Annotated in this window: 10 protein-coding genes; 6 read left to right on the top strand and 4 right to left on the bottom strand. The window is 41.7% G+C overall.

Annotated features, from left to right (window positions below; genetic code table 11):
- Positions 1-194: 194 nt before the first annotated feature.
- The 3 genes from BMY75_RS05435 (at position 195) to BMY75_RS05425 (ending at position 2824) form a co-directional block, all read left to right on the top strand.
- The gene (locus tag BMY75_RS05435) at positions 195-908 is read left to right on the top strand and encodes a LytR/AlgR family response regulator transcription factor (protein ID WP_074830836.1); all 714 of its coding nucleotides are present in this window, start codon (positions 195-197) and stop codon (positions 906-908) included.
- Between the two features lie 2 nt (positions 909-910).
- Positions 911-2209, top strand: a complete 1299-nt coding sequence (locus BMY75_RS05430; protein ID WP_074830835.1) for a sensor histidine kinase — start codon at positions 911-913, stop codon at positions 2207-2209.
- A 153-nt stretch (positions 2210-2362) separates the two neighbouring features.
- A complete protein-coding gene (locus tag BMY75_RS05425; RefSeq protein ID WP_074830834.1) occupies positions 2363-2824 on the top strand; it encodes a DUF5085 family protein in 462 nt (153 codons plus the stop codon).
- Between the two features lie 130 nt (positions 2825-2954).
- Here the strand turns inward: BMY75_RS05425 and BMY75_RS05420 are convergent, their stop codons facing one another.
- From BMY75_RS05420 to BMY75_RS05410, 3 genes are all read right to left on the bottom strand, one after another.
- A complete protein-coding gene (locus BMY75_RS05420; RefSeq protein ID WP_074830833.1) occupies positions 2955-4406 on the bottom strand; it encodes a HAMP domain-containing sensor histidine kinase in 1452 nt (483 codons plus the stop codon).
- A complete protein-coding gene (locus tag BMY75_RS05415) occupies positions 4396-5070 on the bottom strand; it encodes a response regulator transcription factor (protein ID WP_074830832.1) in 675 nt (224 codons plus the stop codon). Before BMY75_RS05415 ends, BMY75_RS05420 begins: the two co-directional genes overlap by 11 nt.
- A 250-nt stretch (positions 5071-5320) precedes the next feature.
- The gene (locus BMY75_RS05410; protein WP_074830830.1) at positions 5321-6580 is read right to left on the bottom strand and encodes a carbohydrate-binding domain-containing protein; all 1260 of its coding nucleotides are present in this window, start codon (positions 6578-6580) and stop codon (positions 5321-5323) included.
- A 519-nt stretch (positions 6581-7099) separates the two neighbouring features.
- On the opposite strand from BMY75_RS05410, the gene BMY75_RS17935 reads away from it, so the two are divergent.
- Both BMY75_RS17935 and BMY75_RS05405 read left to right on the top strand, forming a co-directional pair.
- The gene (locus BMY75_RS17935; RefSeq protein ID WP_170844259.1) at positions 7100-7246 is read left to right on the top strand and encodes a hypothetical protein; all 147 of its coding nucleotides are present in this window, start codon (positions 7100-7102) and stop codon (positions 7244-7246) included.
- Positions 7233-9242, top strand: coding sequence for an RNA polymerase sigma factor (locus BMY75_RS05405; protein ID WP_074830827.1), 2010 nt, complete (start codon positions 7233-7235; stop codon positions 9240-9242). The genes BMY75_RS17935 and BMY75_RS05405 overlap by 14 nt, the downstream gene beginning before the upstream one ends.
- 110 nt (positions 9243-9352) lie before the next feature.
- Here BMY75_RS05405 and BMY75_RS05400 read toward each other — a convergent pair whose 3' ends face one another.
- The gene (locus BMY75_RS05400) at positions 9353-10990 is read right to left on the bottom strand and encodes a Na+/H+ antiporter NhaC family protein (RefSeq protein WP_139199721.1); all 1638 of its coding nucleotides are present in this window, start codon (positions 10988-10990) and stop codon (positions 9353-9355) included.
- 647 nt (positions 10991-11637) lie between these two features.
- On the opposite strand from BMY75_RS05400, the gene BMY75_RS05395 reads away from it, so the two are divergent.
- Positions 11638-12348 (top strand): LytR/AlgR family response regulator transcription factor, encoded by a 711-nt coding sequence (locus BMY75_RS05395; protein ID WP_074830822.1) that lies wholly within the window; start codon positions 11638-11640, stop codon positions 12346-12348.
- Positions 12349-12979 lie beyond the last annotated feature (631 nt).

Genomic DNA, 12979 nt, shown 5'->3' with positions numbered 1-12979 from the left:
CTCCTTTTTTTGTTCTTTTTCTGTTTTTTTAGTTTTGTTGTTTCTCTTGTTTCGATGGTCTTATTATAATATACTTTTTGCAGTTACGATATATTTTTGGAGTAAATGGTATAAAATCAGGAGTAAAATGCATTGATCCATACTATGTGTGATTCTTAGAAAAAAATATCTGTATATAAAGAGAGGAGAACCATATGAAAATCGCGATTTGTGACGACCAGATGGTCATACACACCGAATTGAAAAAACATCTGGAGAGTTATGCACAGAAAAGAAATCTGATAATGATCTATAATGATTTTAACAACGGACTTGACCTTATCGGCAGTCAGAACGAGTATGACATTATATTTATGGATTATCAGATGGCAGAGATAGACGGTCTTGAGACTGCAAGGCAGATAAGAAAGAAAAATACCGAGACTGCCATTATATTCCTGACCAGCTTTCCCGATATTGTTTTTGATACCTTTGAAGTTAATGCATACAGGTTTTTAGTAAAGCCGATAGATGATGATAAGCTGGCGTCCGCACTTGATTCATATCTTGCAGATAATGACGAATCAAACTTCCTTCTTATAAAGACCGATGAAGAGAATAAAAAACTGAATATCAATGATATCATTTATATAGAAGCCGCAGATAAATACTGCAATATCAGGACAAATGAGGGTACTGTACTATATAAAAAGACTTTATCGGAAATTGAAAATATGCTTCCCGAGGATAAATTCTTCCGCTGTCACAGGACATATCTGGCAGGGTTCCGTCATATCGTTTCACATACATCTACAGATATCCTTTTTGATAATAAGGAAAGAGCACTTATAAGCAGATTGAAGCTCACTCCCTTTAAAAAAGCCTTTACCGGCTATATCAAGAGATATAATTTCAGGAAGGAGAGCTGAAAATGACGATCATTTCTTTTTTTGTGCTGCTTGTAAATATCCTGGAACAGCTTATTTTTGTTACTATCGCAAGAACAGTATGTGATTTCAAATCATCACGCCTCAGATATGTAGGTTATTTCCTGCTGATACTTGCCGTGCTTCCTGCACCTATAATCATGAACAAACCTGATTTCTGTCCTAAGGAAATATGTCTGCTGCTGAAATTCGTATATCTTTTCGGCCGTATAGGGGCATACAGTGTATTATTCGAGGAATTCAGCAAGAGAGTACTGTATATTTTCCTGCTGTCGCTATGGCCGCCGCAGATATGTTTGAATCTTAGTATGGCATTTATCAAAAATTATGAGCTTTGTAATCTTGCTGCATTTTCTGCAGAGGTAATTGTTCTGGCATCGATACTCATTTACATAAAAAGAAAAAAGATCGAGATCATGCTTCGGCAGATCGTCAGATCTTTACCTAAAAGGCTTTATGTAGACATACTTTTGCTTTTATTTATAGCAGCGATATTTGTCATGGGTGAAAACCAACCCAAGCATGAGCTGTTTTATAAAAGATATATACTGCCTTCCATGGTGGGACTGATAGTTTTTGCGATTTCAATAGTAAAGATAAGTATATCCGAGGCCGAAAAAAGGACAACGATAGATATGCTTTCAAAACAGGTTGAAAACGAGATCAAGTACTATGAAAAGATAAACACTATCTACGGTGAATTCAGAAGCTTCCGTCATGATTTTAAAAATCACATAATCTGCCTGAGAAGTCTTATCGACGCAAAAGAAAATGATAAAGCGATGGAGTATATCGATGATATAGAATCCCTTTCGTCTGTTGAGAAAAAGCAGTACAATACAGGTAATATAATCATTGATGCACTTATGAATGATAAAAACGACAGAGCTGCAACGGTGAATACCAGAGTAGTATTCTCCGGTATGGTACCGACCACCGGTATAAGCAATGTTGACCTGTGTATTATAATGGCGAATGCCATAGATAACGCCATCGAAGCCTGCGGCAAGGATACTTCCGAGAAGCCTAAGGAGATAAATGTGAAGGCGGATTTCAAGCAGGGTTATTTTTTCTTTAATATCACAAATCCTATCTTTGAGACGGTGGAAATAAAAAGCAACAAGACTATAGCTACCTCAAAGAGCGATAAGGATCACCACGGTTTCGGTGTATCGAATATCCTTCGTGTTGTCCAGAAATACGACGGTGAAGCAGATCTGTCTGCGGACGACAAGCAGTTTACACTGGATCTTAATCTGATGCTGAAATCGGAAGAGATATGAATACCGTTTACTTTAAATTTTATACCTTTCACTCCGTTACAGTAGACAGCAGAGTATATTTAATGATACAATATCTACAGAAGAAATATACTGAGAAGGTTGATAATAGCAGATACCTTTATATTTCAAATAGATACAAACGGGGTGAAACAAATGCAATATATACCACATTTAAATATCTACGCTGAAAATCTTATAACCTATTCCGCAAATATAAAAAAAGCGGATATACTGAAAGTAATACAGCATATCCAGGATAATCTTTCGGCATTGGGGCTTGCAGCTGCAGGCAGATTTATATTTACGTTCAAGGAAAACAATATCTCTGATGAAACACAGTCTGCTGAGATATACATTCCTGTAAAGGGTGAAATAAAGCCTTCGGAGAACTACGGTTCAAAGCTTATCTTTCGTTTGATAAATGCAGTCATGACAAGGCACGAGGGCAGTATCGCGGATATTTCCAGAACGGAAACAGCTCTGAAAGATTATATACAGGAAAATAATTTTGAACCTGTAACAAACGCTTATTATGTAGTTGTAAGAAACGGCGATACATTCGGTTCTGATTGTGTTTTTGAAGTGTATATAGGTATAAACTATAATTCTCTGTAAAACGGTGGTGCAGTTTTATTGAAGTACATCAGCCCGGTCGGGCTTGATCAAGATGAAAACTAAAAAGCGTCTTCTGCGAAATATAACGCAGAAGACGCTTTGTTTTTTATGGTGTTTGTGGCTGATATTTTTATATCATATCCAGTTCGATACGGAAAATGCTTCCTTTTCCGAGCTTTGACTCCGCTTTGCATTTACCTTTGTGCTGTGAAACAGTCTGCTTTACGATAGCAAGCCCCAGTCCCGAAACGCCCTTGCCATCTCGTTGACGGCTGGTGTAGTATTTATCCCAGATTCGGTCAAGTTCTTCTGGGCCAATACCCTCGCCGTGGTCGGCTATTTCGATCATGGCTTTTCCGTTTTCGGGCTTGAGGGTGATACCTACCCATTTGTCTGCCCCTGTGTGCCTTACGGCGTTATCCAGAAGATTATAAACCGCTCTTGTCAGCCTTGAAGAATTGCCGTGAATGTGGATATCCTCGGAAATATTTCTTTCAAAGGTATAGCCGTCCTTTAGATACAGGCTCTCGAAGCTGTCTGTAACAGCCGTGACTATCTCGCTGAGATCAACATCTGACATGACAGGTTCGGTATCCGTCATCTGTAATTCGGAGTATTCAAGTATCTCGTTGACAAGTGCAGTGAGCCTGTCGGTCTCTTTTACGATAACAGCAACGTCCTCGGCACACTGAACTTCGTCATCGTGGGAAATATCACGTATCATCTCCGCATAGCCCTTTATCATTGTAAGGGGCGTGCGAAGATCGTGGGAAACATTGGCAAGAAGTTCGTTCTGGAATATCTTGTTCTTTCTGAGCTTTTCATCGGTCATGTCAAGCGTATCATTCAGGTCATCAAGTTCGGAACAGAATCCTTTGTGATAATCCGTGCTTGCCTTATCCTCGCCGAGAGTATGTGCTTTTTGATTAAGCTGAGATATGGGTTTTGAGAAACTTCTTGACATAAACAGCGCAAGCACAAAGCCTATCGCCACGGAAAGAACCGTCACGATAAGAAGCTGTAAACTTATTATGCGGGCAGTGGAACCCACAGGGTCAAGGTTAGTTCCAAGATAGAGTATCGCTTTTTCTCCGCTGTCACCGTAATCGATATATTTGCCGTAGAAATACATACGGTCGGTCTTCAGTTCTGCATATCCGTTTTCGGAAGACTCAAGCTCACGGCGGAAATCTTCAAAATTGTCGGGAAGGTCTCTGTAATGCAGATGCCTGTTCTGAGGGTTGGCCTTTATCTGCTGTAAGTCAGAGCCTTCCCAATCAGCACCCATATGTCCTTTTTTGTATTCATCGGCAGAATAGAGGATATTTCCGTCTGTATCGGTGACATATACCAGCAGGGAATTGTTCCACGATATCTCATCAAGGGTATCGGATATATCATCGTCAGTGCTGAATGAGGTGATCTTTTCAGCGGCTGATACAGTGTTTTTTATCACCATGCCGTTGTAAAAATTTTGCAGGAATACCGTTTGCAAAAGCCACAGCACCGTGAAGATGACGGCGGTAAAAAACATGAAATTTATCAGCAGCTTTTTTCTGAAAGACTTTGCTTTAGATCTCAAATTTATATCCCACCCCTCTGACGGCTTTGATACAGTCGCGGTATGAGCCCAGTTTGTTTCGTAACAGTTTTATCTGCCAGTCAACAGTGCGGTCAACGCCGAAGCTGTCATATCCCCAGACCTCGTTGAGTATCTTATCGCGGGAAAGTACCGCGCCGAGATTATTCACAAAAAGCATCAGCAGAGCGAATTCCTTTGCGGTAAGCTCGCTTTTTTCGCCGTCTGCTGTTACGGTCAGTCCGAAAGTGTCTATCTCAAGTCCGCCGATATTGATGATACCATTTTCTTTTTCGGGGGTGGATGTGCTCCTGCAGTTAAGTATCGCTTTTATTCTCGCCATGAGTTCCATGGGAGAAAATGGCTTGGTCACATAATCATCAACACCGACTTCAAATCCGAAGAGCTTATCGAACTCGGTACCTCTTGCGGAAAGCATTATAACAGGGATATCCTTGAATTCCTTTATCTTCTTGCAGGCGGTAAAGCCGTCGGTGTCGGGCATCATGACGTCCATTACGATAAGGTCGAAATCTTCTTTCTGACAGGCTTCGATGGCTTGTCTGCCGTCCTCAGCCGTAGCGATATCATATCCGTCACGCTTGGCATAACGGCTTATCAGCGTGATTATATCGGGTTCGTCATCGACGATCAGTATTCTTGACATAGGGCACCTCCTGCTTTGTTTTTATAATATTATACACGAAAATTTCATATTTGTAAAGGAGTCAGCCGTAAAATCTTAATATGGTTATCCCTTTAGCACGCCACTTCATATGCCGATATAATAATGAATATTTATTTGAGATGTATTCTTCCCCCAGCCACAGGCGGGGGAAGAATACCGTCAACTATTGATATTGCCTGTAATACTCACTTTCATATGAACCCGAATTATCATTCATCACGCTTTTTATTCAGACGCGTCTGCCTCTTCCGCCGCCGAAGTCATTCATTTCACCGTTCATTCCGCCTTCCATACCGCCGTGCATACCGCCGCCCATCATGCTCTGGGGTATTTCGGATACCTCTGAGCCGTTTATGATGATGGTGCCGCCGTTGAATTCGGCTGACAGATCATAGTCGAAAGACGACATCTGTGCTGTAACATTTATAGTACCGCCGTTCACGTAGATAGAACCGTTGGAGTCGATAGCATCGGTATCGCCCTGACCGACCGATACGTCAAGATCTCCGCCGTTTATCTCAATAGCTGTTTCGCAGGAATTTGTTTTTGACGAAGCATTGATGCCGTCATCGCTTCCGTATATAGTGATATTGCCGTCATTGATAAGAACGTAAGTTGCTTCAAGTCCCTCAGAAGCTGTGATATCAAATGTACCGCCGTCTATCCTGAGCAGTGAGGTTGCCCGGATACCGTCACTTTCAGCGTTTATGATGAATGTTCCGCCCATGATAGTTATGGAACCTTCTGCTTCATCATTTTCACAGTGGAAGCCGTCTTTGTTTGTGGCTATATTGAAAGTTCCGTCGCTGATGGAGATAGCATCGTTGGCTTCAAAAGCGTCAAGGGCAGTATTTACATTGTATGTACCGCCTGTGATCTTCATTTCGTCCTTTGATGTTACGCCGTTGCCATAAGCGGAGGTGATATTCAGTGTGCCTGTGCCGTTGAGTACAAGATCATCTTTTGAGAAGATCACCGCATCGGTGTTGGTCTCGCCGTCGGCTGTGAACTGTCCGCTGACTGTAAGGGTGTTCTCGCTGTCGGTGGTCGTGATGAATACCTTGTCTGCCGAAACTGCATATATTGCAGGGGAGTCGCTGTTCGTAATGCTTATGCCGTCAAGAACAAGCTGTATCTTGGCGTTTTCATCTGCCATTATCTTGATGGTGCAGTTTTTGGCAGAACCGCTAATGGTGTAAACGCCCTCATCTGTTATCTCTATGGTGCTGTTATCGGATACTGTGATATTCTTTGAATCGCTGACATCAGCAGTCTGTTCAAGGTCGCGGGTGGTGAATATATCGCTTTGGGTAGAAGTTGAAAGCTGTTTGATCTCAGCACTGGTGGTTTTAGTGGAATTTTCCAAAATCGTAGTTTCTTTCGTCGTTGAAGCCGATGACTTTTCAGATGTTATAGCGTTTCCGCAGCCTGTCATTAAAGCTGTGATGGTCATTGCAACGATAGCGGATGTTATATAGATCTTTCTCATAATTATTCTTCCTTTCGTAGGTCTGTGGTTTTGTTTCTATGTCTGTATTATACATGGGCTGTTTGAAAAGAGAAAGGAGCGAAAGTGGAATATGAGGCTTGAATTGTGGAATTGATGTTCCGTTGTGTGATGGAAGTGTGAAATCTTGACAGAAAAAAGTTTATAACCAAACCGAACTTTCGTCGTCTAACTTTTAGAAAACGGAAAACAGGCGAGAGAAAAAAGTTTATAACCAAACCGAACTTGCTCCGTCTAATTTTCAGAAAACAGAAAAACAGGCGAGAGAAAAAGTTTATAACCAAACCGAACTTTCGTCGTCTAACTTTTAGAAAACGGAAAACAGGCGAGAGAAAAAGTTTATAACCAAACTGAACTTGCTCCGTCTAATTTTCAGAAAACAGAAAAACAGGCGGGAGAAAAAAGTTTATAACCAAACCAAACTTACTTCGTCTAATTTACAGAAATCAGATGACAACCGGATGGAAAAGTGGTATAATACAGGAGGAATGAAACTTTGATATGGAATACCAATTAGATGAGGTTATCCGACAGGTGCTTGCGCTGATGCAGGCAGAAGCCGCACTGTCGGAGGAAGAGAAAAATGCGGCTAAGGAAAAGATCGGAGATATTTTGACGAAAGAAGGAATCCTCAATGAAGAAAACTGACCTTATCAATATAGTTAACGATGCAAAGAACGGAGACAGAAAGGCTTTTGAAAAGCTGTACAACGAATATTATTCCAACCTCTACTTCTTCGTGCTGAAGAATGTAAAAAATAAAGAGACTGCCGAAGATATCACCCATGAGGCTTTTCTGAAGTCCATGGAGAAGATAGATACACTGGATCATCCCGAGAACTATGGCACATGGCTCCACAGTATCGCTTATAACAAGTGTACCGATCATTTCAGGACAGAGAGCAGGAACGCACGCTTCGATACCGATGAGGAAAAGGACTACGCCATCGAGACCACCGCTATGGATATGACCGTTATGCTTCCCGAAGACTACGCAGTAAACAAGGAGCGCAAAAAGGAGATCGCCGCTCTTATCGACGGTCTCAAACCCGAGATGCGTTCAGCACTCATACTGTACTATTATAATGATATGAGCGTTTCAGATGTTGCAAAGTCTCTGGGCATGAACGAGAATACTGCAAAGCAGAAGCTCTTTCAGGCAAGAAAGAAGCTCAAGACACAGATAGAGAAGCTCTACGGCAAGGGTGGTGTACTTGCGGCTGTACCTATGGGAGATATGTTCAAAAAGACTATCAGCCCCAAGTTTGCAGCTGCCAGAGTTTCTGCTGCACCTGCTGTAAGTTCTGGATTCCTGGCAGGCAAGATCGCTGCTATATCCGCTGCGGCAGTTCTGGCTATCTGCCTTCCTATCGGTCTTGGAATGTCTGACAAGGATAATAAGGGCTTTGCAGGTGATGTAAAGCAGATCGACAGCAAGGCTCCTGTAGAAGTATCTTACGAGGAAAACAATTCCATCGATAAGTACCTGGCTGAAAAGACAGAAAGCAGTACAGATAAGAAGATCACTGCTTCCGACAAGGATACCGATTCCAAGACTTCCGTGCCTGTCACTTCTCTGAGCAACGAAAAGAAAAAGACTTCTACATCAGCAGGCGGCAATAACAGCAATAACGGCAGCAATGCGACTCCCGCAGTAAATACCGTCACCAACGAGAAGAAGACAAATAACAAGAAGGTGACTGCCGATGATCTTATCGGTACAGGCTATAACGAGATCAAGAACATGGCAGGAACGAGTATCCCTGCTATGCTGACAAGTTCTATTTACGGTCCCCATACTGTTCAGTCTTCGGCTGAGATAAACGGTTCAAAGTGGTCCATGACTTTTGAGATATCTGACAGTGATTATGCCCAGATTGCTTCTAATATAGGCAGTTATTCTCAGCGCGGCTGGGAGAGGGTAAGTGAGTACGCAAATGCAGTATACGCCTATGTTGATCTTTCCGACTTTGATCCCGTATGCACCAATGCAGAAAAGCTTCCCGATGATGCCAATATCGAGGCTGAAAAAGGCATACCTTACATGAGCGTTGATGAGATGCTGTCGATGAGCGTTGATCAGCTGAAAGCGCTTTCCGACAATGATTATGAGATAGTTATGTCAGAAATCGCTCAGGCTCCGTATTACGGTTACAAGTTCTCTGCATTCCCTGAGTATGTATTGGGTATGAATCAGGCAGGAGTTATGGACACTCAGCCAGGTGATGATGTTGACTATGGCGTAAATGATAAGAGCATATATGGCACTGAGTATAGGATACTCGGCAATAATAAGGAACAGCTCAACCTGTATGAGGGTGCATATGTGGGTGAGGGCTTGACTGTCGGCATGAATTACAGCGATATCGAGCAGACCCTTGGAACTGACCTTTCGATACACGGGATAGGCACTTCACTTGAACTTTGTGCAGACGTTGATATCGACGGAAGAACATGGTATCTGCATTTCGACCTGACTGACGGGCAGGAGGAAATAGTTAAGGACCAGATAAAAGCACTTAAAGCTGAATACGGTGAATGGTATGTGAATAATTCCAATGTAGGTGATATCAGCGTTGATCTCGATGATCTCGGTTTTGATCCCATATGCGATATTGCAGTATTAAGTCTGTGGAATAATTAAGCACCATACGATCGAAGAGGAAAATGGAGAAAGAAAAACGCTTATAAAACCGAGACAATAAAGCGAAATATAAAAGCCCTGATTTAGATCAGGGCTTTTGTTATATGCGGTCATTCCGCCTTTGGTTCTTTTTTGGACTTTGAAAGATTGCGTATGATGAACAATGTGCCGAGCATCATCAGTATACTGCTGCCCAGAACGACAAACACGTTCTGTACAAATCCTGCCAGCAGATATCCCACTGCGCAGACAACTGCAACTGTGAAAGCATAGGGCAGCTGGGTTGATACATGGTTGACATGGTCGCACTGGGCACCTGTTGAAGCCATTATCGTTGTATCGGATATGGGCGAACAATGGTCGCCGCATACAGCCCCCGAAAGACAAGCCGAGATGCAGATTATCACAATGGGCGGGATTGTTACGCTGTCACCGTTCTGTACCAGCTGAGAGGAGAACACACCCGTTACGATGGGAATGAGGATACCGAAAGTTCCCCATGAGGTGCCTGTTGCAAAGGCAAGTCCCACTGCCACAACAAAGAGTATCATTGGCAGGAGTATCTGCATGGTGTGGGCGTTTTCAACCAACTCGGAAACGTATACGCTTGCCTGAAGCAGATTTGTCATGGTCTTCAGTGTCCATGCAAAGGTGAGTATCAGTATGGCAGGCACCATCTGCCTGAAACCGTCTGTGATGGAATCCATGCAGTCGGTGAAAGTAAGCACGCGGCGTGCAAGGAAGTACAGTATTATCACGATAAGCGCACCGAGAGAACCCACTGCAAGACCGAAGGAAGCATCGCAGTTTGCAAAGGCATTCAGGAATGATTCGCCGCTGAACAGTCCGCCTGTGTAAACCATGCCCAGCACACAAAGTGCAATGAGTATCACCACAGGCAGTATCAGGTCGATGACCTTTCCTCTGCTGTGTTCGGGCTTTGCGTCCTCGGGGTAGACCTTGTTGCGGGTGGTGAAGAGGTCGCCTTTAGCGGCGTTTGCCTCATGGCGTTTCATGGGACCGTAATCAACATCTGACAAAGCCATGAAGATGACCATTATAAGCGTCAGCAGGGCGTACAGATTGTAGGGTATGGTACGTATGAACAGGGATATGCCGTTCACGCCGTCAACAGTGCCCGCAACAGCCGCCGCCCATGATGATATGGGTGCGATGATGCATACAGGTGCGGCAGTGGCATCTATAAGGTATGCAAGCTTTGCACGTGATACCTTGTGCTTATCGGTGATGGGGCGCATTACCGAACCTACGGTCAGACAGTTGAAATAATCGTCCACAAATATCATTACGCCCAGCAGAAACGTGGATAAACAGGCACCCGAGCGGGTCTTGATGTGCTTTGATGCCCATTCTCCGTAAGCGCGGCTGCCGCCCGCCTTGTTCATCAGCACCACTATCGTGCCAAGCACTACCAGAAACAGCAGTATGCCCACATTGTAGCCGTCTGCCAGATTGGCAATTATGCCGTCTTTTACCACCGCATTGAACATTCCCGAAAATCCGCTGTGTTCGGTTATGGCATACAGCATACCGCCTGTCAGTATGCCTACAAAAAGCGATGAATAGACCTCTTTGGTCATCAGCGCAAGTCCGATGGCAACGATGGGCGGAAGCAGTGACCAAAGGGAGCCCACCGCATCGCTGATGGGTGCTTGTACCATACATAATATGACAAACACCACAACGATCAGCGCAAAACTGATCTTACTGACGTATTTGTTTTTCATATGAAATTTGTCCTTCCTTTGAATTTTAGGGCAGAGGGTATCTGCCGATCGTTATACTTTTTAATTATAGCACTTTTGTAAGCGCTATAATATTTTATTTTTTAAACTTTTTCTTGCTTTTAGTCAAATTTTATGGTTCCTCAAAACTGGAAGCTTTTGGTTGCTTGCTTTTATATTATTATAGCGCACTTTTGCTTGGTTTTCAATGGCTTTTGCCAATCCGGGATAATGCTGGGGCATATTATATAGTCATCTGCATTTTTTTGAAAATAAAAAGAGCCGCATTTCTGCGGCGGATAAATCAATTCGATTTTAAGTTTATAGTATCCGTATATGACAGACGCTCATCTCCGTTTTTTCTGGTGTGAAGAAATAAATGTATAGAAATTATTATCAGGTTAATGTACATCAATTCGATTCATAAATGATTAATTGTTTGGTTGTTATGTACAGATGAATAAATGCATATCATGCAACTTGGGAGAAAATAGCATCAGGTTTACAAAAATGGATAAAAATTTTATAAAAGTGAAAAAACTATTGATTTTTCTGATAATATGATATATAATATATAATATATCAATCTAGCATATGTAAAAAATAAGATATTATGTATAGTTAATTGATTGATACAGAGGGGTGTTATAATGAAAATCGCAGTTTGTGATGACGAAAAAGTGTATCGGAATGAGATCATAGAGTTACTTAATATATATTCAACGGAGAATAATATTATTCTTGATATAACCGAATTTGATGACGGTGGGAAGCTGGTGACTTCCAAGACTGTTTTTGATATGATCTTTCTTGATCATCAGATGAATGATCTGAACGGATTGGATACCATAAAAAGTATCAGGCAAAAAAATATAGAGACAAAAGTGGTTTTTGTAAGCAGTTATTCTGAGATAGTTTTTGACAGCATGAAGTATAATGCGTTCCGGTTCATAGTAAAGCCTGTTAGCAAGGAAAAGCTTTATGAAGCTATGGATTCTGCTTTGGAGATAAGCAGCAGCGAACGCAAGCTTATAGTCAAGGACGATATGTATAACGAGAGCATAGTGGTCTACGAAAAAGACGTTATATATGCGCAGGCGGACAATGTTTATACCTATATAATAACTAAAAAAGGCTCGTACAGATATCCGTATAATCTTTCGGCTCTTGAAGAGGAACTGGATTCGGGCGGATTTTTCAGGACGAACAGATCGTATATAGTAAATCTTGAACACATAAATTCATACGATAAGACGGGTATAATCTTATCAAACGGACATAAGGCGGTGATATCAAGAGGAAAATACAAAGATTTCAATAATTGTTATCTGAACTATTTAAAGAGATCAACTTCGAGATGATGGTGTGATACATAGTGGATAATTATTTATTGAAAGTATTATTAGGGGAGTGTAAAAATGGGTACCATATTGAGAAGTTTATACATAGTTTTTATAATTGCCGTGCAAATACTGTATTATGTTAATATACATGGAACAGTCAAGTTGCTTTCGGACAATAAAAATTTTAAGAAGATAAGCTATGTTTTGGCGGTAACGAATATTGTTTTGCAGGCAGTCGTGCTGGTTTTCTTTAGAAATTTTGAATTGATAGTAACAAGGAGCGGAATATTTTTTATTATTTTAGCTGTGTTTCTGTCGCACAGAACACAGCTTTTGAAAATAGTGTATGTATCGTTGCTTTATTTTTCAGTTGAAGCTTGTCCGTGTGCAACGATAAATCTTTTGGCAAATCTTGTTGTTCCTGCTGATCATCAGTTATTAAGTGGACAAATTGTCTATTTTATTTATAATCTTACGTATTATATTGTACTTACTAAAATAATGATACCAAGAAAGGAAGATCTTAAACTTAGTCTGGAGTTTATAAACAGAAAGACATATCTTTTCATTCTTGCGTACGCGACGGTCCTTTCATTTATGGTAGCTTACATAAGCGTTGCTTCATGGGACAATACTGATATAGATACGG

This window comes from Hominimerdicola alba, from assembly GCF_900109655.1.
GTDB lineage: Bacteria > Bacillota > Clostridia > Oscillospirales > Ruminococcaceae > Hominimerdicola > Hominimerdicola alba_B.
Note: the sequence above shows the minus strand (reverse complement) of the source record. Positions and strands in the feature narration are given on the sequence as shown.